Raw genomic sequence first — 23,532 nt, 5'->3', positions numbered from 1 at the left:
TCCATGAAAGGGACAATTGCGTCCAAAACTGGCGGGTTTCTGTCTTACTTCACGCGCCACCGCACAGCGGCCAACCTGCTACTGGTGATGATGATTGCCATCGGCGCCGCAGCCGTACCGCGAATGAACACCCAGTTCTTCCCCGATGTGGTAATTGATAACGTGTCGGTCAGTGTCAAATGGGACGGTGCAGGTGCCGATGACGTTGACGGCGCGATTGTCCAATTGTTGGAACCCGCGCTTTTGGCGGTGGAGGGGGTCGAGAGCTCCAACTCGCAATCCCGCGAAGGTAGCGCGAATATCAGCCTTGAGTTCGAGCCGGACTGGGATATGTCCCGTGCCACCGATGATGTGCAGGTAGCGGTGGATAGCGTCACTAACCTGCCCGACGACGCCGAAGAGCCAAATGTGCGCCGCGGCGCATGGCGTGACAGGGTGACGGATGTAGTTATCTCCGGCCCTGTCTCGGTTGACCAGTTGGGTCGATTTGCAGATGAATTCGTAACCCGATTGTTTGCCGCGGGCGTGACCCGTGCCACCATCCGTGGCGTGGCCGCACCGGAGACGATTGTCGAGGTGTCCTCGCTTTCGTTGATCCGCAACGACGTCACCATGGCGGAAATTGCCGAAGCCATTCGCGGCGAAGCTTCCGCTGATCCTGCGGGTGATGTCGACGGCGCGAATGCCCGTGTTCGCACTGGCGTCGCCAAGCGCAGCGCTGACCAGATTTCAGGGATCGTTTTGCGGTCAAATGCGGATGGATCGAAACTGACCATTGGCGACGTAGCGACGATCCTTGTGGAAGGCACCGACCGTGAACGGGCCTATTTTGTGGGCGAAAATTCTGCCATGTCGGTGCGGATCGACCGGAGTAACCGCGGTGATGCCATCGCCATTCAAGCCAAGGTTCAGGATGTCGCGAACGAGCTTGAACTCACGCTACCCGAAGGCACCAAGGTGGAGTTGATCCGCACGCGGTCCGAGGCAATTTCCGGACGCTTGAACATCCTGCTCGACAACGGGTTGGTAGGGCTCGGGCTAGTGGTTCTGCTGCTGTTCCTGTTTTTGAATGCGCGCACGGCCTTTTGGGTGGCAGCAGGGATTCCCGTGGCCATGCTCGGGGCCATCGCGCTGATGTATGCGGCGGGGATCACCATTAATATGGTGTCTCTGTTTGCTTTGATTATCACGCTGGGGATCGTGGTCGACGACGCCATTGTGGTGGGCGAGCACGCGGATTTTCGTGCCACTAGGTTGGGTGAAGATCCGGCCACCGCCGCTGAAAACGCAGCGCGGCGCATGGCGCAGCCGGTGTTTGCAGCAACCCTGACCACGGTGATTGCGTTTTTCGGGCTGGTTGCCGTGGGTGGCCGGTTTGGCGATTTGATCGCGGATATTCCGTTCACGGTGATCGTGGTGCTTATCGCCTCGCTGGTCGAGTGCTTCCTGATCCTGCCACACCACATGTCCCATGCCTTGGCGGCGCAGGCCAAGGATAGGTGGTATGACTGGCCGTCGCGCACCGTGACCCGCGGGTTTGACTGGGCCCGCGAGAAGCTTTTCCGACCCTTCATCGCCGGTGTGATCTGGGCGCGCTATCCGGTGATGGCGGGCGCGATTTTGCTGCTGATGTCGCAAGCTGCGCTGTTCATCAAAGGCGATGTCACATGGCGGTTCTTTAACGCGCCGGAGCGGGGCTCCATTTCAGGGAACTTCTCGATGCTGCCGGGGGCCACCCGTGACGATACCAAAGAAATGATGCGCGAGATGCAGCGCGCCACGGCTGAGTTGGCCGCAAAATACGAGGCCGAGCACGGGCGCAACCCTATCGACTATGTGCTGGCCGAGGTCGGTGGCACCACAGGGCGAGGGCTGGCTGGCCAAGAGACCAAGGACAAAGATCAGCTTGGATCCATCGCGATTGAGTTAATTGACGCGGATTTGCGACCTTATTCGAGCTTCCAGTTCGTGGGCGATTTGCAAGACGCTGTGCGCCGTCACCCGATGTTGGAAACGGTTAGCTTTCGTGGCTGGCGCTCCGGCCCGGGCGGTGATGCGCTTGATGTGCAGCTTTACGGCGCGGATGCCGAGACACTGAAACTCGCGGCAGAGGGGCTGAAGGCCGCGCTTGCGAAGTTCTCGGAAGTGTCGGCGCTGGAGGACAACCTTGCCTATGACAAAGAAGAGTTGATCCTTGATTTGACGGCGCAGGGGCAGGCTTTGGGCTTCACCATCGACGGATTGGGCCGCGTGCTACGCAACCGGCTGAATGGTATCGAGGCGGCGACTTATCCCGATGGCCCACGATCTGCCGCGATCCGTGTCGAGTTGCCCAAGGGCGAGCTGACGGCCGACTTTCTGGAGCGCACCTTCTTGCGGGCGCAATCGGGGGAATACGTCCCGCTGAGCGACATCGTGGCGGTGGTGCGGCAATCAGGTTTCTCAACCGTGCGGCGGGAAAACGGGGTTAGGCTGGTCTCGGTGACGGGTGATATTTCCGAGGATGATCCCGTGCGCGCCGAAGAGATCATGGCAAGCCTCGAGGCTGAAATTTTGCCGATGATCGAGCAGGACTTTGGCGTGGCGACTAACATGTCCGGCCTCGCGGAGCAGGAGGCGGACTTCCTGACGGATGCAAGCCTTGGGTTCCTGTTTTGCCTGATCGGCATATATCTGGCGCTAGCTTGGGTGTTCTCCAGTTGGACGCGCCCGATTGTGATCATGCTTATTATTCCGTTCGGGCTGGTCGGTACCATTTACGGCCACAACGCATGGGACGTCCCGCTGTCGATGTTCACGGTAGTCGGGCTTATCGGCATGACGGGAATTATCATCAACGACTCGATTGTGCTGGTCTCGACCGTGGACGAATACGCGCAAGAGCGGGGGCTGATACCAGCAATTATTGACGGGACTGCCGACCGCTTGCGCCCCGTGTTGCTCACCACGTTGACTACGGTTCTGGGCTTGGCGCCGCTCTTGTTTGAGACATCGTCGCAGGCGCAATTCCTCAAACCTACTGTTATCACGCTGTGCTATGGGCTTGGTTTCGGGCTGGTGCTTGTATTGCTGGTCGTGCCGTCCTTGATGGCAATGCAGGCTGATGTGTCGCGTCAGTTTAAGGCGTTGCGACGGGCGGTGACGGCAACAGGCGGTTTGCGTTGGGTTACGCTTGGGTTAAGCGCTGCGATTGTCGCTTTGTTCACCGCGACACTTGGAAGCGCGATCTTCGGCGGAAGTCTTCCTGGGCCGCTTGGAGTCCTCGCGATTGCAGGTTCAACCGTGTCGTCTGCTTTGCTGCTGTTTCTAGGGGGAACCGCAATATTGCTTGTAGCGGGCTGGCTGATCGCGGCAGTGGCCCATGGAGTTGCGCACAGCAAGCAAGCTTAGTGGCAGCCTTGGATATCAACCGCACTTTGGGTGGTGATAACCGTAATGCGCATATGTTCCAAATCCAGCCGAAACGGCGCGCCGCTGCGGTTGGCCATCTCTGCCGTCGCGCGCAGCGTGTCACCGATACGGGACAAATGCGGCTCGCCGATCCACAGATCGGGATTTATCGCCTCGATGACCATTGCCTCCCCCTGACCTACTAGTGGCGGCATGTCGATTTCAACATCAACCCGGGCGCGGCCACCGCGGTAATCTACACGGCACTCCACACGGCGCACCTGCGCTTGCTTGGAGCTCATCGGGTGATTGTTCAATGCAGCGGCAATTTCCACGACAGGTGTCGTTTGATCAGGCGGCAACAACATATGAAGGTCTAGGCTTACGGGCAGGCATATTTCTTCGCAAACCCCGAACTTCAAATGGCCGTCAATAACTATTGGGCCTTCGGAGGCTTGTTGGAGTGCCAAAGGCAAAACGAATTCGCCGCGATATCCGACGGAACGTAACCCGTTTTGGCGAAACACCTCGGGCGTGGGCCATTGAATGCCAGCGCCGCGTAAATTCGACGAACCCGACCAATCAAGCTGTGTCGGTAGTCCGCCATCGCCGGGCGCGCGCCAATAGGTCTTCCACCCCGGGGCCAAGGCAAACCTTAGCGCGGCGAAGTGGGTCCCGTTGTCGTCGCGCCAACCGGGGAGCATTGTGACCTTTACTACATCGGATGCGTCGTTTTGCAGTACCTGCGCTTCAGCGGGGCTGAGCAGGGACAAGCTGGCGGCAAACGCTGCAGCAAATAGGGCGAAACGGGGTCGGGTCATCCCAACTTCGATAGCGGCTCTTCGTATGACAATAAACTCACGTTTGAGCGAGACGCTGACACAAGATGCAGCCTGCGTCCTCAAGATCGCTTGAATGAGTTGATCCAAAACGCCACCTTGGCGGAATGAGTTTTGATTCTACCAAGCTGGCAGGAAAGCTGCTGATAGCCATGCCCGATATGGGCGACCCTCGATTTGAGCGGTCGGTGATCTTCATATGCTCCCATTCCGACGAGCGCGCGATGGGGCTGATTGTGAACAAACCCGCCCGCGATTTGAAGTTCAACGACCTGCTCAAACAGTTAGATATTCCCGAGGCCCCGAGATCACGCGAAATCAGGGTGCATGTCGGAGGGCCCGTTGACTATGGCCGCGGCTTTGTTTTGCACTCACCTGACTATCACAGCGACGACAGCACCATGACCGTCGAGGGTGGCTACGGTTTGACCGCTACGCTGGATATACTGGAGGATATTTCCGTCGGCGATGGGCCGGAACGCTGCCTGCTGGCAATGGGCTACGCGGGCTGGGGGCCGGGGCAGCTGGAAGATGAAATTCAGCGCAACGGTTGGCTGATTTGCGATGCCGATAGTGACTTGGTTTTCATGGGCGCGAATGATGACAAGTGGACTGGGGCGCTTGATTTGATGGGGATAAATCCGCTGATGCTGTCGCCGGGTGGCGGTTCAGCCTAAGCGCGGCGCTGCGGCCCGTGTCAGACGGTCATTGATCGCAAGGCCAAGGCCTATCATCGGGATGGGAGCGATGTTGATCGTGTTTCCGTCAGAGACCAGCTCGTCCATCTGTCGCAGCATTGCAAACAGATTGGCTGCCGCTTCGTGTAGATCGCCGGAGGGGGACAGGTTTAGAGTCCCGTCAATCGGCCCAAAACCCAGCATCAACGCACCTTCTAGCTGATTTAATCGCACACGCGCGCTGGGAGCGTAATGCGACGTCAACTGGCCCGGTGCGCTGGGCATGTCGGGGTTAAGGTCTTGCTCCAACGGGCGACCTAGCGCGGCCTCAAGCGCCTCGACGGGCAGGCCGCCCGGGCGGAGCAGGCGAACGGGGGCGGTTGCCACGATCGTACTCTCCACACCCACTTCGCAAGGACCGTCATCCAACACCGCATCAATGCGCCCCGATAGCCCCGCAAGCACATGCGCGGCGGTGGTGGGGCTGATCTGGCCGGATGGATTGGCTGAGGGGGCGGCGACGGGGCAATCAGCCAGCGCCAAAAGATCGCCCGCCAGAGGCTGCGCGGGCATGCGAATGGCCACTGTATCAAGGCCAGCGGTTACCAGCGATGATAGGCCGTGACCATCTTTCAATGGCAACACCAAGGATAGTGGGCCGGGCCAGAACGCGTGTGCCAAGGCGCGGGCGTCGTGGTCGAAATGGGCCAACGCTTCTGCCTGCTCCATGGTGGCGACATGCACGATCAGGGGGTTGAAACTGGGGCGCCCCTTGGCTGCATAAATGGCAGCAACCGCACCGCCGTTGCGGGCATCGGCACCGAGGCCATAGACTGTCTCTGTCGGGAAGGCGACAAGCTGACCAGCCTGCAACATCTTGGCAGCCTTAGCCAATTCGGCGGGGCCAAGTAAAAGCGTGTCGAGGCTGGCCATAGCAAGGAACCTGTTTTTGACGTTGCGTTTCGCTTGATGCATTGGCGTCAGAGCGGCACAGTAAGCGATATATTGATGGACCCCTTTATCTGATCGCGTGGCCCCTTGCAAAGCCGTGTGACATCTATTCGAGGACTACTATGCCTTATCGTGCCCCCGCCGCTGATTACCAGTTCCTACTTGATCATATCGTGGGGTTCGACGAAGTCGCTGCAACCGAACGCTTTGCGGAAGCGACACCGGACATGGTTTCGGCAATTCTTGATGAAGCGGCCAAAATGTCGAACGAGGTCCTTGCGCCGTTGAACCGAAATGGCGACCTGCACCCCGCGAAGCTGGAAAACGGTGTCGTGCGGACATCGCCGGGATTTGCGGACGGGTACAAGGCGATCGCGGAAGGCGGTTGGATCGGCATGGCCGCCAGCCCCGAATACGGCGGCATGGGGCTGCCATTCTCCATTCAGAATGCGGTAAATGAGATGATGGGCGGCAGCTGCCTTGCGTTGCAGCTGAACCCGCTGATGAGCCAAGGCCAGATCGAGGCGCTTGAGCATCATGCGTCCGACGCGATCAAGGACCTTTACCTGCCCAAGCTGATCTCGGGCGAATGGTGCGGCACGATGAACCTGACAGAGCCGCAGGCGGGCTCTGACGTGGGCGCGTTGAAGTCGAAGGCCGAGGATAATGGCGATGGCACCTACGCGATCTCCGGTCAGAAAATCTACATCAGCTGGGCCGATAACGATTTCAGCGAGAACGTGTGCCATCTGGTGCTGGCCCGTTTGCCTGACGGCGTGCCGGGTACGAAGGGCATTTCGCTGTTCATGGTCCCCAAACTGATCCCCGACGAGAACGGCAAGCCCGGCGTGGCGAATTCCCTGAAAGTGGTGTCGCTGGAACACAAGATGGGCCTGCACGGCTCGCCCACCGCGGTGATGCAATATGACGGCGCGACGGGCTGGCTGGTGGGCAAGCCCCATGGCGGCATGGCGGCGATGTTCACCATGATGAACAACGCCCGCGTGGGCGTCGGCGGGCAGGGTATCGCGGTGGCTGAGGCTGCGTATCAACACGCGCTGGCCTATGCGCAGGAGCGCAAGCAGGGCAAAGCGGCAGAGGGCGAGACGATCTTGGGCCATGCCGACGTGCGCCGGATGCTGGCGCAGATGAAGGCGGATGTTTTTGTGGCCCGTGCGATTGCAGCGGCCTGTGCGGCGGCGATTGATATGCAAACGGCCACGGGCGCCCCTGAATGGACCGCTCGCGCCGCCTTGCTAACACCGATCGCCAAGGCGTTCGGCACGGACACCGGTATCGAGGTCGCGCAGCAAGGCATTCAAGTCCATGGCGGCATGGGTTTCATCGAGGAAACCGGTGCCGCGCAGTACCTGCGCGACGTGCGGGTGACGGCGATTTACGAGGGCACAAATGGCATTCAGGCGATGGACCTTGTGGCCCGCAAGATGATGGATGGCGGTGAGGCGGCTTATGCCCTGATCGACGAGATCGAGGCTTATGCAGAAAGCTGCAAAGCAACGATGCCGGAGTTGGCTGGCCCTGTCTTCACCGCAGCTGAAACCTTGCGCGAAACCACGGAATGGTTGGTCGAGCAGGAGATGAATGACCGTTTTGCAGGCGCTGTTTCCTATCTGCGGATGTTCGCGCGTGTTCTGGGGGGGTACTACCACCTCTGTGCTGCGAATGCCGCGGGCTTGGACAGTGCGCGCGGGCGTTTGGCGACAATCTACATTCAGCGTCTTTTGCCGGAGCATGGAAGTCTGGCTGATCAAGCACGCCAAGGGGCAGATGACTTATATGCCTTGAGCGAAGAGGATTTGGTGGCTTGAGCGAAGCGCTCCGCTACCCGTTCCCCGATATCCCCGCAGAGGGCGAAGCGCTAGAGGTCGCGGAAGGCATCCTTTGGATGCGCCTGCCGCTGCCGATGAAGCTGGACCACGTCAATATCTACGCGCTGGATGACGGGGATGGGTGGACGATTGTTGATACGGGGTTCCATTCCAAACGTGGCGTCGCGATCTGGGAAAAGCTGCTTGCCGGGCCTCTGGCGGGCAAGCCGGTTCGCCGCGTGATCGTGACCCATCACCATCCCGACCACATCGGCATGGCGGGATGGTTCCAGTCCGAACATGGCGCGGAACTGGTGACAACGCGCACCGCGTGGCTCATGGCGCGGATGCTGGTGCTGGACGAGCAGGATCGCCCCACGGCGGAGTCTCTACAGTTCTGGAAACGCGCCGGGATGGAGCCCGAGATTTTTGCGCAACGGGCAGCTGAGCGACCGTTCAATTTTGCCGATTGCGTTGCGCCAATGCCGCTTGGGTATCGTCGTATCCGTGAAGGCGACACGTTGACTGCAGGCGGTCGGGACTGGACAGTGCGTATGGGCAATGGCCATGCACCGGAACACGCGACCTTGTGGGCGGATGGCGTCGTATTGGGCGGCGACCAGTTGCTACCGTCGATCAGCCCGAACTTGGGCGTTTACCCGACCGAGCCGGAGGCTGACCCCGTTTCAGACTGGCTGGAGGCGTGCGAGCGGTTGGGGGCGTATGCGACGCCGGAGCAGCTGGTTTTACCGGGACACAAACTGCCGTTTACAGGCTTGCCGCTGCGGATGCGGCAATTGATCGACAACCATCACGGCGCGTTGGAGCGGCTATTGCAGCACCTCGACACACCCAAAACCGCACATGAGTGTTTCCTGCCGCTGTTCAAGCGTGAAATCCGTGGCGGTGAGTACGGGCTGGCCTTGGTAGAAAGCGTGGCGCATTGTGCTCACTTATATTTGGCTGGACAAGCGACCCGGTCTTTGCGCGAAGATGGGGCATATGTTTACCAGCGCAAAGGGGCCTGACCTATGGACGACAAAATCGAGACCACTGCCGAGCTGGTTGAGGCCGCTGCTTTGCGCCGCGCGGGAGTCGTACATGTTCGTGAGTGCAGCCCGACACCCGAAGAAGAACCGCTTCCGGAGTCGATGTCCAAGACGCCAATTGAACAAAAATCCCCTGCCGAATGGGCTTATGAACGCCTGATCCTGTATATCAAGAATTTTGAAGAAAAGCTGGATAACGACCACGAGATCGCCATGGGCTTTGTTGGCGGGGATACTGGCGTGATGCGGATTGAAGGGATCGGCTTCTATGCGCCGGATATTATCACCTTTTACGGCTCCGACCCCGGTGGTGCGCGGACCCAGCAAATCCAACATGTTGGTCAGCTAAATGTGCAATTGCGGACGTTGCCCAAGCATGTGGATCAGCCTGAGCCCAATCGTATCGGCTTCCGGCTGGCAGAGGATTTGGAAAAAGCTTGAACCCGCGTCCCCCTGACGCGTGACAGCGCCGACAGAATCCGCTAATTCACCTGAAACGCCAACAATGGAGAGACCCAATGGCTGAGCACAAACATGGCTCGATGGATACCGAAGACCACGAGAAGACTTTTCAAGGCTTCGTTAAATTCACCACCTATGCAGTTATTGGCATCCTGATCTTTCTGGTGCTTCTGGCGATGGTGAACGGATAAACCGCGCCACCCATGAAACGGTTGTTTTTGTCATTCTGGCTGGTCGCCGTATTGGCGGCCTGTGGTGCCGAACCTGTCTGGGCACCGGACGAGGATATTCGTGCCAAAGCATATCGACATAATGGCCCCGCATCTCTGACGCTGATCACCGTGATCAACAACCGTTCCGGGGCGGGCGGGCATACTGGCCTGCTTATCAACGGCTCACAACGGGTGGTCTGGGACCCCGCTGGAACATGGTGGAGTCCCAACGCCCCAGAGCGAAATGATCTTCACTACGGTATGACGGATCGCATGGTCGATGTGTATGTGGATTACCACACCCGCGAGACCTACCATACGATTTTGCAGGAAATTCGGGTCTCTCCCGAAGTGGCTGAGCTGGCACTCAAGGAAGCCGCCGGTTACGGCGCGGTGTCCAAAGCGTCTTGTTCGCAGTCGACGAGTGCTATTCTCAACCGGTTACCGGGCTTCGAGAGCATCAAAGTGACCTTCTTTCCGGTCAAGACTATGGAAGCTTTCGCGAAGTTCCCTGGCGTTAAAACCCGCAAGGTTTACGACGACGATCCTGACGATAACTCTGCAAAGCTTCCCGGCGGGGCGTAGTTCTCGGTGATTTCACGCTACTTTTCACACTTTTTGCACGCGCATTTTGGTTAACCTTGCGTCAATATAAGTCTTGTAGGCGATAGTGTTTAAGTTCTGGGGAAGCGTAGCGAGTTTGATTACCCATTTAGTAGTTTACCCATGTTCAGCAGAGCGGGCGGCGTGTGTTTGCTGCAAGATCTGCTGATACCCCTCATGTAGGTGGTTCTCGTCGGTGCCAAAAAACAAAAAAACCCCCGTAGCCTAGGCTGCGGGGGTGATTTATTTCGTGCTCAAAAACCGGACTTAACCGCCGTTTTCGCGCTGGAGCTTTTTGCGAGCCAGCTTGCGGGAACGGCGAATTGCTTCGGCTTTCTCGCGTGCTTTCTTCTCAGACGGCTTTTCGTAATGTTGCTTGAGCTTCATTTCCCGAAAAACGCCCTCACGCTGAAGTTTCTTCTTCAGTGCGCGGAGAGCCTGATCGACGTTGTTGTCGCGAACGCTTACCTGCATGTGGTGTCACCACCTTCCTAGGTTAAATTTGCAAGATTGCAGGAAGTGGCGATATAGCAAAGCCGCACTAACTTGTCTACCAAGGATGCAAGCCCCCGAAAGGAGCCCGCTATGGACGACGCAAAGACCCGAATCCTAGATGCAAGCCTGCCACATGTGACCTTTGACGGATGGTCTAAAGAGACGTTTGATGCCGCGGTAGAAGACACCGGTATTGAAGTGGGGCTGGCCAAATCCCTATTCCCGCGTGGGCCGCTTGATCTGGCGATTGCCTTTCACAAGCGTGGCGACGCGCAGATGGTGGCGCGGCTTAAATCCGAAAACCTGCTGGCGATGCGCTTTCGCGACCGAATCGCAGCAGGCGTGCGCTACCGCTTGGAAGCAGCTGCCGTAGACAAGGAAGCGGTGCGCCGCGGATCGTCCTTCTTTGCGGTGCCGACAAACGCGGCAGAAGGGGCGAAGCTGGTATGGGGCACCGCAGATGCGATCTGGAGTGCCTTGGGCGACCAATCCAAAGATCACAACTGGTACACCAAGCGGGCGACCTTGTCGGCGGTATACGGCGCCACAGTTTTGTTCTGGCTGGGTGACGATAGCGAGGATCATGCGGCAACGTGGGAGTTCCTCGACCGGCGTATCGACAATGTCATGCAGTTCGAAAAGGTCAAAGCGCAGGTGAATGCAAACCCTGTGGCCTCCAAGCTGATGGCGGGGCCGAATTGGTTGCTGTCACAACTCAAAGCGCCGGGATCGGGGTTCGACTCTGATCTTCCGGGCCACACTAACTCTAAGTAAGGACCTCTCATGGCGCTACCAGAGACTATGCGGGTGGTGGAGATCACCAAACCCGGCTCAGCAGACGTGTTGCAGTCCGCAACGATGCCGCTTCCCAGCCCACGTCACGGCGAGGTGCTGATCAAGCTGGCCTACGCGGGTGTGAACCGCCCTGACGCGCTGCAGCGCGCTGGCATGTATGACCCGCCGGAAGGCGCATCGCCGTTACCGGGTCTAGAAGGCGCTGGTACGATCGCCGCGATTGGTAGCGGTGTCTTTGGTGTGAGCGTGGGTGACGAGGTTTGCGCGTTGCTTCCCGGCGGTGGCTACGCCGAATACGTTCGCACGCCAGCGGCACATTGCCTGAGTGTCCCAAGCGGGTTGAGTATGGCGCAAGCCGCGGCGCTGCCGGAGACATTCTTTACGGTTTACTCAAACGTCGTCATGCGCGGTGGCCTAAAGGCAGGCGAGCGCTTCTTGGCGCATGGCGGCTCCTCTGGCATTGGAACGACGGCGATACAGTTGGCCAACACTATGGGCGCGCGGGTTTTCACAACTGCTGGCTCTGACGAGAAATGTGCGGCCTGTGTGAAGCTGGGGGCAGAGCGGGCGATTAACTATCGCGATGTCGACTTTGTGGATGTCTTAAAGGCCGAGGGCGGTGCCGACCTGATCCTTGATATGGTCGGCGGGGATTATTTGCCTCGTAACGTGCGGGCGCTGGCCAATGACGGGCGGTTGGTGCAAATCGCGTTTCTGCAAGGCCCCAAGGTCGAGTTGAATTTCGCCCAAGTGATGATGCGCCGTCTTACGATAACAGGCTCGACCCTGCGCCCGCAAAGCGACCTCGCAAAAGCGCGGATAGCGGAAGAGTTGAAGCGCAATGTTTGGCCAATGATTGAAGCGGGCCGAATTGCACCAGTTATGGACAGTGAATTCGCGTTGGAAGACGCTGCGAAGGCGCATGCGCATATGGAAAGCTCGGCGCATATTGGAAAGATTGTATTGAAGGTTTGAAAAATAAGCCGGGTCGGGGGCGACCCGGCTTGTACCACTTAACCCCTTTGATAGCCGTACAGGCTATAAAACTCGTGACAATTGCCAGATGTTGCGTATCGGATTTACACTAAACTCAAGCGCATTTCCGCCAAATCAGGCTTTTTAAAAAACACATATTTCCTTCCCCCCGGAAGTACCGCACAGGTAAGGAATAACATACCCGGCTTGGAGATTCTAAGGGGAAATTTTGCTCTGAAGCGGTGGTTTTGACCAATTCATTGCACGAAGTGCCTTATTTTATATATTTTTCAAGGAATTGGGCGGATGAATTATTTTTCACCGGCCAATCGTTTTTCACGTTTGCCTTGCAACAGCGATAACCAATCTGGTGGGTTTGCTCCTACTGTTTAACGAATTGGCGCAAATGCAGCATTTCTAAGTGTGCAATCGCGCAGCGAATCCTTGCCACATTGGCGTGGAGACAAAGATTTCGTTAAACAAATCCGCACTTCTTGGATTCGGTCTTTTTTACATGTGATTGTAATCATCTCCGGCGACAGCGTTGGGTTGGCTTCAAGAAAAGCCTCCTCCACAACCTTTGCAGGTAGCGTGACGGGTTTGGTTAGCTTTCTGAACACCGGAGGGCGTACGATCCCACTATAGGCTTTGCGCGACAACTCGAAATAATCCGAAGCTGACAGTCCCGTGCAACGCCCGTGTTTTTTCCATTGGTGCCACGCTAGGCCTCCTGATCCCATAATGTCGGTCATGGCTTTGGTTTGCCCGCGGGATGGATCACGCTCCGCGGTGCGGCAATAAGATGGCCAGCCGCGCTCGTTCTGAGGCCAAAGCCCGTGCAGCGTCCAGCCATAGTCGTGCCGGTTGTCGCATTGATCCGCCCCGCGCGCGTCACCTTCCAGTGCGCACCAATTTGGTGACCAACTTAGGGATAGCACGAAGTAGTCAAACTTACCGGCACGCTCTCCTTCGGCCCATAGAGGTGACCCCCAGATAAGCAGGCCAAGTAACATCATGCGCATTTTCTCTTCCCCTACGATCAATCCGCCCCTATATACGCCTCAAGTTCCCCAACATCACGAACTTGTTCCAATCGGGACAGCCCCTAAGCCGGGTGACGGGGAAGATGTGTCCGCAGATGCGGCAATTAGGAGAAAGCAAAATGGCACTACCCATCATGGCGAAAGCCACCGCCGTCTGGCTCGTAGACAACACCACACTGACCTTCATGCAGATCGCCGATTTTTGCGGCCTGCACGAGCTGGAAGTCCAAGGCATCGCCGATGGCGATGTGGCGCAAGGCGTGAAAGGGTTTGACCCGATTGCCAACAATCAACTGACGCAAGACGAGATTGATGCAGCAGAAGCTGACAAGAAGTACCGTCTGAAGCTGAAGTATAACGCCGCTGCCGAGGGTGAAGAAGTCCGTCGTGGCCCACGCTATACCCCACTGTCCAAGCGTCAGGACCGCCCCGCGTCGATCCTGTGGCTGGTAAAATTTCACCCGGAGCTGTCGGATGGGCAAGTGTCCAAGCTGGTCGGCACGACCAAGCCAACGATCAACGCGATCCGCGAACGTACACACTGGAACATTTCGAACATCCAGCCGATTGACCCGGTTGCCTTGGGCCTGTGTAAGCAGTCAGAGTTGGACGCCGCTGTGCAAAAGGCCAACGCCAAACGTCTGAAAGAGGGCACCGCCCTGACCGACGAAGAGCGCCGCAAACTGGTGTCGACCGAACAGTCGCTGGGTCTTGCGCCAGAGCCAGAGCTTCCCACGGCTATTTCGGGTCTCGAAACCTTCACGCTGTCCGGCAATGACGAGGCTGACGAGGAAGAGGATGACAATCTGTTGGTTGATGCCGACACCCTGTTCAACCTGCCAGATGCGCCAAGCGCCGATGACGACGACGATTGATTTAATTCAGCCGCGTTAATGAATGCGCCGCTGCCCGATGGGCGGCGGCGTTTTTCGTGGGGCTAGGCAACGGGCGTCTTTTGTCATCTTACCGGACGTACAGCCGAAGAAGCGGCCAAATCGGGCGCAAAACCCTGACGGTGTCAGAAATCTGTTGTGAGACTCAGGCAATCCGTTGCTCAATCAGAGAAACACACAAGGGGAGACTGATATGACCAAGCTCACACTCGACCGCCGCCATTTCCTGATGGGCACTGCCGCCCTGATCGCAGTGCACCCGTTTTCGGCCCGCGCGGCTGCCAATCAGGCGCACCTGCGGATCATGGAGACGACCGACCTGCACGTGCATGTCTTCCCCTATGACTACTACGCCGACAAGCCGCGCGACACGGTCGGGCTGGCGCGCACGGCCTCGATCATTGGCGATATTCGCGCCGAGGCGACCAACTCCATGCTGATCGACAATGGCGACTTCCTGCAAGGCAACCCGATGGGCGACTACATTGCTTACGAGCGCGGCATGAAGGAGGGGGACATGCACCCTGTAATTCAAGCGATGAATGCAGTTGGCTTCGATGCCTCGACGCTAGGCAATCACGAGTTCAACTACGGGCTGGAGTTTCTGACCAAGGCGCTGGCGGGGGCCGACTTCCCCGTGGTGTCGGCGAACATCGTCAAGGAAATGGGTGCGGAGCCGACGAAGGACAAAACCCTGTTGCCGCCATTCGTCATTCTGGACCGGACAGTGACCGACGGGGAGGGCAACAGCCATCCGATCAAGGTGGGTCTCATCGGCTTCGTACCGCCGCAGGTGATGAACTGGGACCGCAAGCATCTGGAAGGCAACGTGCAGGCGCGTGACATTGTGGACACCGCCAAGGCCTATGTGCCTGTGATGAAGGAACAGGGCGCGGATATTATTATCGCGCTGAGCCACTCTGGCATCGGGGCGGCGGATCACACGGACGGGATGGAGAACGCATCCGTGCCGCTGGCGATGGTGGACGGGATTGATGCGATTTTGACGGGTCACAGCCACTTGGTGTTCCCGGGGCCGAAGTTTGCAGAGTTCGCAGGCGTGGATGCCGAGAAAGGCACTATACACGGCAAACCCGCCGCGATGGGCGGGTTTTGGGGGTCGCACCTTGGGGTGATTGACCTGATGCTGGAACGGTCTGGCAACGAGTGGAAGATCGTCTCGCATATGTCGGAGGCGCGGCCGATTTCGAAGCGCAACGAAGACCGCTCCACCACCGCATTGGTGGAAAGTGACGAGGCTGTTCTGGCGTCAGTGGCCAAGGAACACGAGGAAACGCTGGCCTATGTGCGCCGTGCGGTGGGCAAGACCGACGCCGCACTGCACAGCTATTTTGCGCTGGTGGCGGATGACCCGTCTGTGCAGATCGTGTCCAACGCGCAGGTCTGGTACATTGAAGACCAGCTGAAAGGCACCGAACACGAGGGCTTACCGATCTTGTCAGCCGCGGCGCCCTTCAAGGCCGGTGGCCGCGGCGGGCCGGAATACTTCACCGACGTGCCCGTGGGCGCGGTGGCGATCAAGAACGTGGCCGACCTGTACCTCTACCCCAACACGGTGCGCGCGGTGCGTGTGACGGGGGCGCAGGTGAAGGACTGGCTGGAACGCTCTGCTGGCATGTTCAATCAGGTGGAGCCGGGACAGCCGGATCAGGTGCTGCTGAACCCCGAATTTCCAAGCTACAATTTCGACGTGATCGACGGGGTGGAATACCAGATCGATCTGTCCCAGCCGTCCAAGTTCACCTCCAAGGGAGAGCCGCAGAACCCGGACGCCAACCGCATTGTGAACCTGACATTTGAAGGTAAGCCGATTGATCCTGCACAGGAGTTCATCATCGCGACGAACAACTACCGCGCATCCGGTGGGGGCAGCTTCCCCGGCACGGGCGATACCATCGTGTTCGAGGGGCCTGACACCAATCGCGACGTGATTGTGCGCTACATCGTGGAGAAGGGCACCGTCAGCCCGCGTGCCGACGCCAACTGGACGTTTGCCCCGATGGAGGGGACGTCGGTGCTGTTTGACACTGGACCAGCCGCCAACAAGTACATTGGAGACGTGACGAGCGTGAAAATCGAAGCGGCAGGTGACGGCCCAGATGGCTTCGCCCGGTTCCGCATCGCGTTGTAGGCGCGCGAAGTGGCTGACGAGAGGCGGGAGTGTTCTGGGCCATGATACGCGGTTTCCTGCTCTTGTTGGCATTGTTGCCGCCTTGGCCTGCATTCGCAGACGAGCCGTGTCCTGATCTTTGGTGGTCGCGCAACCACTTGTTCAACCAAGCGGGTTACTGCTTTTCCTCGGTTTTGGGGCAAGCCGTCTTCGACAATAGCGACTGCACAGCCAAGGCGGTTCCCAGTTTGCCAGCGGGGGCCGCCAAAACCATATCCGCCATTCGCGAGGAGGAAGCGCGGGCGGAGTGCAAGATCAACACCAACTCCACTTACCTTGAGCTGGACCGCATGGACCTGCGCCGCAAACTTGTGGACGTGGCGGTCAATGACGGGCTGGAAAGTGGTTGCCTGAACTATCGAGGAGCTAACATTGTGGTTTTCGCAGGGGCCAGTACTAACACCGCTCAAATTGGTCTGATCCTTGCAGGCGACAATATCGGGCTGGCCCACTACTCAATGTTTGAGGGCTGGCAGTTCGTATCCTACAAGAGCGCGGGTGCGGGGTCGCAAAGCCCGCTGCTTGGATGGGTGAATTACGATTTCTGGGCGCAATGTGAGGCGGTCGCTGGCTAGTGCGCCGCTGTTCCGACCGGATCCAGAAGTGCACGACCACCGTCGACTGTTATGATTTCACCAGTGATGAAGCTTGATCCGGGTGAGCACAGGAACTGCACGGCCTCCGCTACTTCGTTGGCGGGGGCGATGCGCCCTAGCGGAGTGTGTTCGATAATGTCATCGCGCAAATCGGAGGTTTCTTTTAGTGAACTTTTCAAACTAGCGCTCATGACGGAGCCGAAAGCTACGGCGTTGACACGAATACGGTTGGGTGCCAGCGCGATGGCCATTGTGCGGGTCATTTGGTCAAGCGCCGCACAAGAAATCGAATAGCCCATCAGCCCCGGTCGGGATCGGCGGGCCGCAATTGACGATAGGTTCACGATGGAGCCTGCCATCTCGCCTTCCTCAGCGCCCTCGGCCTGCTTGATCATGCGCTTGGCGATCAACTGGCTTAGGCGCAAGCCCGACATGAGGTTCTGCTGCAACAACTGCTCTACCGAGTCGTCTTCGTCATCCATCGGGTCTGTTGGAAGGACCTGACGCGATGCGTTTACCAAAATGTCGACACGGTCAAACGCGTCGATGGTGGCTGAAAGCAGGTTGGCCTGAGATAACTTCTCACGCAAATCGCAAGAAAAGATGCGGGCGGTGCCTTCTTCGCCTGCGATATCTCCCATCTCGCTGCGCAGATGTTGTTCGTCGCGATCTGCCATCATGACGTTCGCGCCTTCTTCGATGAAGTGGCGGGCAATAGCGAGGCCGACCCCGTTTGCGGCACCAGTGATGATGGCGGTTTTACCAGCGATGGAAAATGACATGGGAATGTCTCCGGTTGGATTCGGTCAAAATAGGGGGATTCAGCGTCTAGCGCGAGCGCTTTGCGATACCGACAATGGGCGGCGCGCGCAGATCACCTTGAAGCCTGCGGTTTGGGCGATGGTGTCGACCTGCCCGAAACGTTCGTTCAGGGTTTGCTCGTAGGGGAGGTTGCGATTGGCAACCATCCAGAATTGTCCCTTGGGCATCAACATATCAGCAGCGCGGCGGATGAACATTTGCCCAAGCTCCGGCGTGGGTTTGCGGCCAAGGTGGAACGGTGGGTTCGAGACGACGACCGCATAGTTGCTGCCTACATGGTAGGTTACATCGCCCCAATGGAACGCTGCGCGCGGATCGGTGATGTTGAGCTTTGCGGCTTCTAGAGCGTGGTAGTCGGCCTCAATCAGATCAAGCGATTTGACACCGTCAGAGGTCAGAATCTTACGTGCCAGATATCCCCAGCCGGCACCAAGATCGGCGACCGGACCTTTGAACTCGGGCAGGTGCTGGGCGAGCATGGCAGAACCTTTGTCCACGCCATCAGACGAGAACACGCCGGGATAGGTGGTGAACCCGCCCTCAAGGAGAATGGGTTTAGCCTTCCAGTCGGACAGATCAGGCAACGCGTCCGGGCGGGCAAACCAGAAAAGCTTGCCATGCGCCTTGGAGTAGACTTCCACGCCGTCGAACCGCGCGCGCACGGCCTTAAGCACAGATTCCACGCCATCGGTTTTGGCGCCTTCAACCGCGACGATACCGCCCACGGTTGTTTGTTCCACCGCGCGAGCGAGCAAGTCAAAGGTGGCGGGTTTGGAACGGTGGCACATTACAAGGCTGGCCGCGACCGACGCGGGCGCGTTTACGGTGACGTTGAAGCCGCGCGAGGCGAGAGCTTTGTGATCTGGGTAGAAGCTTTGGTTCAGGTGTAGCTGGTCTGCGCTAGCAAAGCTCAGATCCATATCACCCGCTGCATTGAGTACGGCGACGTCACCTTCAGGCAGGCTCAAGAGGTCTTGGTCTAAAGCCAAGGAAAAACGGGTTTCTGTCATAAGGGTCCGGCAGGCGCGAGCCTACTCCTTCTCCATCGTGCACTGCAGTGGATGCTGATTTCGGCGTGCCGATTCCATGACCTGAGCAACTTTGGTTTCCGCAATTTCAAACGCGAATACGCCGACCACGGCCAACCCCTTTTTGTGGACCGTCAGCATGATCTCGACCGATTGCGCGTGGTTGAGGCCAAAGAATTTCTCCAACACCAGTACGACAAATTCCATAGGAGTATAATCGTCGTTGAGCAGCATCACCTTATATAGCGGTGGCCGCTTCGTCTTTGGTTTGGTCTTGGTAACAACGGAGGTATCGCCCTCGGCGTCATCATCTTTGTCAGACATGGTGATCTCAAACGGGGTCACTTTTGGCTTTCCCTTGCAGCGGCAGGCTTTCGGTTGGCGAGGCCTACTATATAAGCGTGTCAGGAGTCCAGAAAAGGGGGCATCGCGCTAAATGGTTCACAAGATCACGACTATCGGCTTCGATGCCGACGACACACTGTGGCAGAATGAGGAGTTCTTCCGCCTGACTCAAGGTCTCTTTTACGACCTGCTCCGCGACTATGCCGATCCCGACCAACTTGCAGAGCGCTTGCTGCAATCCGAGCGCAAAAACCTTGGGCAGTATGGCTTTGGAATTAAAGGCTTCATGCTGTCGATGATCGAGACCGCCATTGAGGTAACGGATCAACAGGTGCCCGCGGAGGTTATTCAGAAAATTATAGAAGCAGGCCAGGAGATGCTGAGCCATCCGATCCACCTGTTACCCCACGCCAGCGACGCAGTAGAGGCGTTAGGGCGTGATTTCCGCCTTGTGCTGATTACCAAAGGCGATTTGCTGGATCAGGAACGCAAGCTCGCACAATCGGGCTTGGGTGAGATGTTCGATGCCGTCGAGATCGTGGCAGACAAGACCCCTGAAACCTATATCCGAGCGTTTATGCGCCACGGGCACGGGCCGGACCGTGCCATCATGGTAGGCAACTCGATGAAGTCCGACGTCGTGCCAGCAATTGAGGCTGGCGGTTGGGGTATACATGTCCCGTCGAAATTTGAGTGGGAAATGGAGCGGGCGGAGGCGCCTGTGCATCACCCAAGATTTCGGGTGATGCAGGATTTGAGCGAGTTGGAGGCGCTGGTTTCTCAGTTGGTCTGAGGCAACACTTTCCCGGGGTTCATGATGTTGTCGGGATCAATCGCAGCCTTCACCGCGCGCATGACCGCCAATGCCACCTTGTCCTTGCGCCGCGCCATTGAGGGTTTCTTAGTCAACCCTATCCCATGCTCCGCAGAGAAGCTGCCGCCGAGGGACAAGACCACGTCCTCCACCGCTTCGGTAAGTACATCCACATGTTGAGCGTCATTCCTGGTGGGGAAGAGCAAGAAGTGAATGTTGCCATCCCCAAGGTGACTGACGGATGTGTGTAAGGCTTCGGGATCAAGATCGGCCAATCTCGCGTCGATACGTTCAAAGAAGCTTGCCACCTTGTCGACGGGCACGCAGATATCGTTGTTGATCATCAATTTGCGGATCAGCATCACCTCACCCGCTGCTTCACGCCGTTCCCACATCTCGCGCCGTTGGGCGTCGTTTTGCGCGACCACGGCATCTGACACGCGGCCATCTTCCATCATCTGGGCCAAGGTGTCTTCTAGCAGTGTGGTCAGGGGGATCGTGCCATTTGGCAGCAGGTCAGTCAGATTAGGGGCGGTGGCGCCCACCTCGACCATAATGTTAATGTCGTGTTTGTCCTCGAAAGGCGAACGGGCTTTCGGGAACATCGTCAAATGGTCCGAGATATAAAGCGCATCCATGTATTCGAACGCCTCGACCAACCCGCCAGTGGCAGCTTGCAGATCGTTCAGAAGCGTAAGGGCATCGGGCAGGGCCGGGACGGCCACCATCGCCGTTGCGTAGGCGCGCGGCTTAGGGAACAGCTTGACCACGGCGGAGGTTATCAGGCCCAGCGTGCCTTCGGCACCAATCATAAGGTTTTTCAGGTCATAGCCGGAGTTGTCTTTGTGCAACTCGCTCATCAGGTTCATGATTTGCCCGTCAGGTAGCACGACCTCCAATCCAAGGCACAACCCACGGGTCGAGCCATAGCGCACGACGTTGGAGCCGCCCGCATTGGTGCTGAGCGCACCTCCAATCATAGCCGAGCCTTTCGCCCCAAACGTCAGCGGAAAGACCAGACCATGTTTGTCAGCAGCGTCGTGAATTGAGGACAGCACCACGCCTGCACCGACTATTGCGATACGGGCGTCGGGTCGGATTTCGCGGATGTCGTTCATCCGCTCCATCGAGATCATCACAGCGTCTTTGCCGTAGGTGCCACCCGCCAACGAAGTGTTGCCAGACACCGGAACGATTGCGGTCTTGCTAACAGCGCAGGCTTTGACAACCGCGCTGACCTCTTCGGTCGAGGCCGGGCGGACGACTGCAATCGGCGTCGCCTGATATTTGCCCGTCCAGTCGTGGTCATACTTGCTAGTGTCGGCGTCTGTCAGCACGTGGGATGCGCCCACAATGTCGCGCAATTGGGTCAGCAGTGTCATGGGGTCCTCCGTCTTTGCCGCGAAGTTCCCCCGCCGGGGCCGCAATGGCAAGATCAAAACCAGCGATTCCCGCTTGACCCCGCCGCCGCGTTTTCATATCCCCCGCCCAGCGGCGTTATAGCTCAGTTGGTTAGAGCGAACGACTCATAATCGTTAGGTCCCTGGTTCAAGTCCAGGTAACGCCACCACAATAAGCCCGCGGATGCTTCGAAGCCTCCGCGGGTTTTTGTTTGGCTGAACGGTCTCTACAAGATGACCTGTGGCGCAGGAATTCCGCTTAGGCCTGTCTCGACAGCAAAGGTCTTCCCTGCGTCGGGCTGGGCAAGACGTTTTGCCGAGGACAGACCTTGTTGAGCCGACGTAGCAAATAATGTCGACATATCAGCGCCTCCCACGGCGGGGCAGGTAATGTGATCGGTTGGCATGTCGAAACTACCCTTGGATTTGCCATATCTATCGTATCGGGCAACACGACCGGCCCCCCACAGCGCGATAAGAATATCACCGTTGGCAGTAGTCACGGCCCCGTCGGGGTTCAGGCCTTCCTTGCTAAGATCCAAGAAAAGCTGAGGTGCAGTACGCGGCCAGCCATCGGGGTCTAGCGCGACACGCATCACGCGGGAGTAATAGGTGTCGGTGAAATATGCGACGCTGCCGTCGGGCGAGAAGCAGATCGCGTTTGAGATTGTTATCGGGGCAAAAAGACGGCGAAGCTCTCCCTTGAAGAAGCGATAGATTGCACCAGCTTCCAGTTCTGCCTGCTTGCCCATCGTGCCAATCCAGAACCCACCATGCGGGTCGGCGCGGCCGTCATTTGAACGGGTGGCCGGGTTGTCGGCCTCTAAGTCACAGAGCTTTGTCTGAACATGCGTGCCAAGATCGAAGGTGAACAGCGCCGTCTCGCTGGCGATCATAAGCAAGGCTTCGCTTATCCAACCGACAGCCGAGATATGTTCGTCAAACATCCATTCGGAACCATCATCACACAACAAACGGCGGCCTATAATATCGCACCAGAACAGTTTCTTGAGCTCAGGGTGCCAAAAAGCGCCTTCACCCAGAATACAGGCGCGTTGATCGTAGACCTTTGCACCCATTAAACATGGTCCTTATAGGCTGCGAACAGCCCTTTGAGCGTCGTTGTATCCACGTCATGCACAGAGGGGGTAACTCCTTGGGCCAAAAGCGCCTTTTCATAAAGCGCATTCAATGCGGAAGCCCCAATCAAAGCGACGGACTGGCCCAGCCAATACGGCCGTGCGGCCGCCAATTCCAACCCCAACAAGAGCCCAGACAAGCGCGCGCGCGACACCGACGCATCAGCACCGTGCAGCAAATCTACTGCGCGAATTTTGAACAACTGGGTGGCGACGGCCTCGGGGCGGCTGATGGTATCGGCAATGGCACCCGCGAAGGCCTCTTGATCTATTGCCTTGCCCTCGCCGATGGAGTGACGAAGGACGGACTCGCGGCTTAGAAGATCGAAAAGCTCTCCGGTCATGAAGGTCTGGAAGGATACGACTTCGCCCGCGCTGATATGTGCCCATTTCGTGTGCGTGCCGGGGAGGCATAAGATGCCATCGAAGTCGGGGTTGTCCGCCAGGAAGCCCGCGATCTGAGTTTCTTCGCCCCGCATGACATCTGCAGAGCGTTCTTGCTTTAGCCCCGGAAGGATATGCATAGAAATACGGCTGTCCCGGCAGGCGACGGTGTGCAGCCCCCCAAGCGGTGTTGTCGGCACTGCGCGGTAGGGGGCTTCGTCCCATCCTTGGCGCGCCCCGACCATTCCGCAGGCGACGACAGGAATATGATCGTTCCCCAGCCACGGAGCAATGTGAGAGAGCAGCGTGACCTCGAACTCGTCAGGCAAAAGGCCAGACATGCCTTGATCTGACCCGTTCTGGGCAAGCACTTCACCGTCCGCAGTCATGGCCCAAACCCGTAGATTCGAGGTGCCCCAGTCGACTGCAATCCAGTCGGGATATGTAAGTTCATTTTGCATTTGTCGGTTACTATCACACTACCACCTGTGACCAAGCCCCCGAGGCACGGAAGTTATAAAAATTAACAATGCTTGGGCCGGAATAGTTCAATTTGATGAGTCCAAAGTCGGAACTGTCCTTGCAGGGAGGTAGCTGGTC

Annotated in this window: 23 protein-coding genes and 1 tRNA gene; 14 read left to right on the top strand and 10 right to left on the bottom strand. The window is 57.9% G+C overall.

The genetic code is table 11. The annotated features are described in order from the left end of the window. The first annotated feature begins 3 nt into the window (after nucleotides 1-3). Nucleotides 4-3,390 carry an efflux RND transporter permease subunit gene (locus BCF46_RS09675; RefSeq protein ID WP_121023689.1) on the top strand — a complete coding sequence of 1,129 codons (3,387 nt, stop codon included), beginning with the start codon at nucleotides 4-6 and terminating at the stop codon, nucleotides 3,388-3,390. Here BCF46_RS09675 and BCF46_RS09670 read toward each other — a convergent pair. After that, on the bottom strand, nucleotides 3,387-4,211 hold the full coding sequence (locus BCF46_RS09670; protein WP_121023687.1) for a protein-disulfide reductase DsbD domain-containing protein: 825 nt from the start codon (nucleotides 4,209-4,211) through the stop codon (nucleotides 3,387-3,389). The genes BCF46_RS09675 and BCF46_RS09670 overlap by 4 nt on opposite strands. A gap of 125 nt (nucleotides 4,212-4,336) precedes the next feature. Between BCF46_RS09670 and BCF46_RS09665 the strand changes: the two genes are divergently transcribed. Then, the gene (locus tag BCF46_RS09665) at nucleotides 4,337-4,906 is read left to right on the top strand and encodes a YqgE/AlgH family protein (protein ID WP_121023685.1); all 570 of its coding nucleotides are present in this window, start codon (nucleotides 4,337-4,339) and stop codon (nucleotides 4,904-4,906) included. Here the strand turns inward: BCF46_RS09665 and BCF46_RS09660 are convergent. Next, on the bottom strand, nucleotides 4,898-5,839 hold the full coding sequence (locus tag BCF46_RS09660; protein WP_121024491.1) for an L-threonylcarbamoyladenylate synthase: 942 nt from the start codon (nucleotides 5,837-5,839) through the stop codon (nucleotides 4,898-4,900). The two genes, BCF46_RS09665 and BCF46_RS09660, sit on opposite strands and share 9 nt — an antisense overlap. A gap of 140 nt (nucleotides 5,840-5,979) precedes the next feature. Here BCF46_RS09660 and BCF46_RS09655 point away from each other — a divergent pair, with 140 nt between their 5' ends. The 5 genes from BCF46_RS09655 to BCF46_RS09635 all read left to right on the top strand — a co-directional run bounded on the left by BCF46_RS09655 (nucleotide 5,980) and on the right by BCF46_RS09635 (nucleotide 9,994). Next, on the top strand, nucleotides 5,980-7,686 hold the full coding sequence (locus tag BCF46_RS09655) for an acyl-CoA dehydrogenase (protein ID WP_121023683.1): 1,707 nt from the start codon (nucleotides 5,980-5,982) through the stop codon (nucleotides 7,684-7,686). Further along, entirely contained in the window at nucleotides 7,683-8,714 is a 1,032-nt protein-coding gene (locus BCF46_RS09650) for an MBL fold metallo-hydrolase (protein WP_245989980.1), read from the top strand. Before BCF46_RS09655 ends, BCF46_RS09650 begins: the two co-directional genes overlap by 4 nt. A gap of 3 nt (nucleotides 8,715-8,717) precedes the next feature. Then, nucleotides 8,718-9,176 (top strand): DUF6173 family protein, encoded by a 459-nt coding sequence (locus BCF46_RS09645; RefSeq protein WP_121023681.1) that lies wholly within the window; start codon nucleotides 8,718-8,720, stop codon nucleotides 9,174-9,176. A 77-nt stretch (nucleotides 9,177-9,253) separates the two neighbouring features. Continuing rightward, the gene (locus tag BCF46_RS09640; protein WP_121023679.1) at nucleotides 9,254-9,388 is read left to right on the top strand and encodes an aa3-type cytochrome c oxidase subunit IV; all 135 of its coding nucleotides are present in this window, start codon (nucleotides 9,254-9,256) and stop codon (nucleotides 9,386-9,388) included. 12 nt (nucleotides 9,389-9,400) lie between these two features. Next, entirely contained in the window at nucleotides 9,401-9,994 is a 594-nt protein-coding gene (locus tag BCF46_RS09635; RefSeq protein ID WP_121023677.1) for a hypothetical protein, read from the top strand. 285 nt (nucleotides 9,995-10,279) lie between these two features. On the opposite strand, the gene rpsU is transcribed toward BCF46_RS09635, so the two are convergent. Then, complete coding sequence (rpsU, locus tag BCF46_RS09630) at nucleotides 10,280-10,486, bottom strand: 30S ribosomal protein S21 (RefSeq protein ID WP_121023675.1); 207 nt, start codon at nucleotides 10,484-10,486, stop codon at nucleotides 10,280-10,282. A 111-nt stretch (nucleotides 10,487-10,597) separates the two neighbouring features. On the opposite strand from rpsU, the gene BCF46_RS09625 reads away from it, so the two are divergent. Next, on the top strand, nucleotides 10,598-11,281 hold the full coding sequence (locus BCF46_RS09625; protein ID WP_121023674.1) for a COQ9 family protein: 684 nt from the start codon (nucleotides 10,598-10,600) through the stop codon (nucleotides 11,279-11,281). A gap of 9 nt (nucleotides 11,282-11,290) precedes the next feature. After that, nucleotides 11,291-12,277 (top strand): NAD(P)H-quinone oxidoreductase, encoded by a 987-nt coding sequence (locus BCF46_RS09620; RefSeq protein WP_121023672.1) that lies wholly within the window; start codon nucleotides 11,291-11,293, stop codon nucleotides 12,275-12,277. A 389-nt stretch (nucleotides 12,278-12,666) separates the two neighbouring features. Here the strand turns inward: BCF46_RS09620 and BCF46_RS09615 are convergent, their stop codons facing one another. Further along, nucleotides 12,667-13,299 carry a ribonuclease T2 family protein gene (locus BCF46_RS09615; RefSeq protein WP_121023670.1) on the bottom strand — a complete coding sequence of 211 codons (633 nt, stop codon included), beginning with the start codon at nucleotides 13,297-13,299 and terminating at the stop codon, nucleotides 12,667-12,669. Nucleotides 13,300-13,439: 140 nt separating this feature from the next. Here BCF46_RS09615 and BCF46_RS09610 point away from each other — a divergent pair, with 140 nt between their 5' ends. The 3 genes from BCF46_RS09610 (at nucleotide 13,440) to BCF46_RS09600 (ending at nucleotide 16,979) form a co-directional block, all read left to right on the top strand. After that, complete coding sequence (locus BCF46_RS09610) at nucleotides 13,440-14,195, top strand: DUF1013 domain-containing protein (protein ID WP_121023668.1); 756 nt, start codon at nucleotides 13,440-13,442, stop codon at nucleotides 14,193-14,195. A 211-nt stretch (nucleotides 14,196-14,406) separates the two neighbouring features. Next, entirely contained in the window at nucleotides 14,407-16,365 is a 1,959-nt protein-coding gene (locus BCF46_RS09605) for a bifunctional 2',3'-cyclic-nucleotide 2'-phosphodiesterase/3'-nucleotidase (RefSeq protein WP_121023666.1), read from the top strand. A gap of 41 nt (nucleotides 16,366-16,406) precedes the next feature. Beyond that, nucleotides 16,407-16,979 carry a DUF4453 domain-containing protein gene (locus tag BCF46_RS09600; protein ID WP_121023664.1) on the top strand — a complete coding sequence of 191 codons (573 nt, stop codon included), beginning with the start codon at nucleotides 16,407-16,409 and terminating at the stop codon, nucleotides 16,977-16,979. On the opposite strand, the gene BCF46_RS09595 is transcribed toward BCF46_RS09600, so the two are convergent. The 3 genes from BCF46_RS09595 to clpS are packed head-to-tail and all read right to left on the bottom strand — an operon-like array spanning nucleotide 16,976 to nucleotide 19,174. Beyond that, entirely contained in the window at nucleotides 16,976-17,782 is an 807-nt protein-coding gene (locus BCF46_RS09595; protein WP_121023662.1) for an SDR family NAD(P)-dependent oxidoreductase, read from the bottom strand. The two genes, BCF46_RS09600 and BCF46_RS09595, sit on opposite strands and share 4 nt — an antisense overlap. Nucleotides 17,783-17,821: 39 nt before the next feature. Continuing rightward, complete coding sequence (locus tag BCF46_RS09590) at nucleotides 17,822-18,832, bottom strand: class I SAM-dependent methyltransferase (protein ID WP_121023660.1); 1,011 nt, start codon at nucleotides 18,830-18,832, stop codon at nucleotides 17,822-17,824. A gap of 21 nt (nucleotides 18,833-18,853) precedes the next feature. Next, on the bottom strand, nucleotides 18,854-19,174 hold the full coding sequence (clpS, locus tag BCF46_RS09585; protein WP_121023658.1) for an ATP-dependent Clp protease adapter ClpS: 321 nt from the start codon (nucleotides 19,172-19,174) through the stop codon (nucleotides 18,854-18,856). 112 nt (nucleotides 19,175-19,286) lie between these two features. Between clpS and BCF46_RS09580 the strand changes: the two genes are divergently transcribed. Next, nucleotides 19,287-19,988 (top strand): HAD family hydrolase, encoded by a 702-nt coding sequence (locus BCF46_RS09580; RefSeq protein WP_121023656.1) that lies wholly within the window; start codon nucleotides 19,287-19,289, stop codon nucleotides 19,986-19,988. On the opposite strand, the gene BCF46_RS09575 is transcribed toward BCF46_RS09580, so the two are convergent. Next, nucleotides 19,976-21,391, bottom strand: coding sequence for an FAD-binding oxidoreductase (locus tag BCF46_RS09575; RefSeq protein WP_121023655.1), 1,416 nt, complete (start codon nucleotides 21,389-21,391; stop codon nucleotides 19,976-19,978). The two genes, BCF46_RS09580 and BCF46_RS09575, sit on opposite strands and share 13 nt — an antisense overlap. 111 nt (nucleotides 21,392-21,502) lie before the next feature. Between BCF46_RS09575 and BCF46_RS09570 the strand changes: the two genes are divergently transcribed. Continuing rightward, nucleotides 21,503-21,579, top strand: a tRNA-Met gene (locus BCF46_RS09570). 57 nt (nucleotides 21,580-21,636) lie between these two features. Here the strand turns inward: BCF46_RS09570 and BCF46_RS09565 are convergent. Together BCF46_RS09565 and BCF46_RS09560 are read right to left on the bottom strand one after the other, a co-directional pair. Next, nucleotides 21,637-22,488 carry an SMP-30/gluconolactonase/LRE family protein gene (locus tag BCF46_RS09565; protein WP_121023653.1) on the bottom strand — a complete coding sequence of 284 codons (852 nt, stop codon included), beginning with the start codon at nucleotides 22,486-22,488 and terminating at the stop codon, nucleotides 21,637-21,639. Continuing rightward, nucleotides 22,488-23,393 carry a 2-dehydro-3-deoxygalactonokinase gene (locus tag BCF46_RS09560; RefSeq protein ID WP_121023651.1) on the bottom strand — a complete coding sequence of 302 codons (906 nt, stop codon included), beginning with the start codon at nucleotides 23,391-23,393 and terminating at the stop codon, nucleotides 22,488-22,490. The genes BCF46_RS09565 and BCF46_RS09560 overlap by 1 nt, the downstream gene beginning before the upstream one ends. Between the last annotated feature and the right edge of the window lie 139 nt (nucleotides 23,394-23,532).

It is taken from the genome of Litoreibacter meonggei (assembly GCF_003663885.1).
Classification (GTDB): domain Bacteria; phylum Pseudomonadota; class Alphaproteobacteria; order Rhodobacterales; family Rhodobacteraceae; genus Litoreibacter; species Litoreibacter meonggei.
Note: the sequence above shows the minus strand (reverse complement) of the source record. Positions and strands in the feature narration are given on the sequence as shown.

What these genes read in the sequence shown, in the direction of transcription:
- BCF46_RS09635 (WP_121023677.1), top strand. Translation starts at nt 9,401, where the DNA reads ATGAAACGGTTGTTTTTGTCATTCTGGCTGGTCGCCGTATTGGCGGCC.
- BCF46_RS09655 (WP_121023683.1), top strand. Translation starts at nt 5,980, where the DNA reads ATGCCTTATCGTGCCCCCGCCGCTGATTACCAGTTCCTACTTGATCAT.
- BCF46_RS09665 (WP_121023685.1), top strand. Translation starts at nt 4,337, where the DNA reads ATGAGTTTTGATTCTACCAAGCTGGCAGGAAAGCTGCTGATAGCCATG.
- BCF46_RS09660 (WP_121024491.1), bottom strand. Translation starts at nt 5,839, where the DNA reads ATGGCCAGCCTCGACACGCTTTTACTTGGCCCCGCCGAATTGGCTAAG.
- BCF46_RS09565 (WP_121023653.1), bottom strand. Translation starts at nt 22,488, where the DNA reads ATGGGTGCAAAGGTCTACGATCAACGCGCCTGTATTCTGGGTGAAGGC.
- BCF46_RS09595 (WP_121023662.1), bottom strand. Translation starts at nt 17,782, where the DNA reads ATGTCATTTTCCATCGCTGGTAAAACCGCCATCATCACTGGTGCCGCA.
- rpsU (WP_121023675.1), bottom strand. Translation starts at nt 10,486, where the DNA reads ATGCAGGTAAGCGTTCGCGACAACAACGTCGATCAGGCTCTCCGCGCA.
- BCF46_RS09670 (WP_121023687.1), bottom strand. Translation starts at nt 4,211, where the DNA reads ATGACCCGACCCCGTTTCGCCCTATTTGCTGCAGCGTTTGCCGCCAGC.
- clpS (WP_121023658.1), bottom strand. Translation starts at nt 19,174, where the DNA reads ATGTCTGACAAAGATGATGACGCCGAGGGCGATACCTCCGTTGTTACC.
- BCF46_RS09640 (WP_121023679.1), top strand. Translation starts at nt 9,254, where the DNA reads ATGGCTGAGCACAAACATGGCTCGATGGATACCGAAGACCACGAGAAG.
- BCF46_RS09675 (WP_121023689.1), top strand. Translation starts at nt 4, where the DNA reads ATGAAAGGGACAATTGCGTCCAAAACTGGCGGGTTTCTGTCTTACTTC.
- BCF46_RS09605 (WP_121023666.1), top strand. Translation starts at nt 14,407, where the DNA reads ATGACCAAGCTCACACTCGACCGCCGCCATTTCCTGATGGGCACTGCC.
- BCF46_RS09625 (WP_121023674.1), top strand. Translation starts at nt 10,598, where the DNA reads ATGGACGACGCAAAGACCCGAATCCTAGATGCAAGCCTGCCACATGTG.
- BCF46_RS09575 (WP_121023655.1), bottom strand. Translation starts at nt 21,391, where the DNA reads ATGACACTGCTGACCCAATTGCGCGACATTGTGGGCGCATCCCACGTG.
- BCF46_RS09615 (WP_121023670.1), bottom strand. Translation starts at nt 13,299, where the DNA reads ATGCGCATGATGTTACTTGGCCTGCTTATCTGGGGGTCACCTCTATGG.
- BCF46_RS09590 (WP_121023660.1), bottom strand. Translation starts at nt 18,832, where the DNA reads ATGACAGAAACCCGTTTTTCCTTGGCTTTAGACCAAGACCTCTTGAGC.
- BCF46_RS09560 (WP_121023651.1), bottom strand. Translation starts at nt 23,393, where the DNA reads ATGCAAAATGAACTTACATATCCCGACTGGATTGCAGTCGACTGGGGC.
- BCF46_RS09610 (WP_121023668.1), top strand. Translation starts at nt 13,440, where the DNA reads ATGGCACTACCCATCATGGCGAAAGCCACCGCCGTCTGGCTCGTAGAC.
- BCF46_RS09645 (WP_121023681.1), top strand. Translation starts at nt 8,718, where the DNA reads ATGGACGACAAAATCGAGACCACTGCCGAGCTGGTTGAGGCCGCTGCT.
- BCF46_RS09580 (WP_121023656.1), top strand. Translation starts at nt 19,287, where the DNA reads ATGGTTCACAAGATCACGACTATCGGCTTCGATGCCGACGACACACTG.
- BCF46_RS09620 (WP_121023672.1), top strand. Translation starts at nt 11,291, where the DNA reads ATGGCGCTACCAGAGACTATGCGGGTGGTGGAGATCACCAAACCCGGC.
- BCF46_RS09600 (WP_121023664.1), top strand. Translation starts at nt 16,407, where the DNA reads ATGATACGCGGTTTCCTGCTCTTGTTGGCATTGTTGCCGCCTTGGCCT.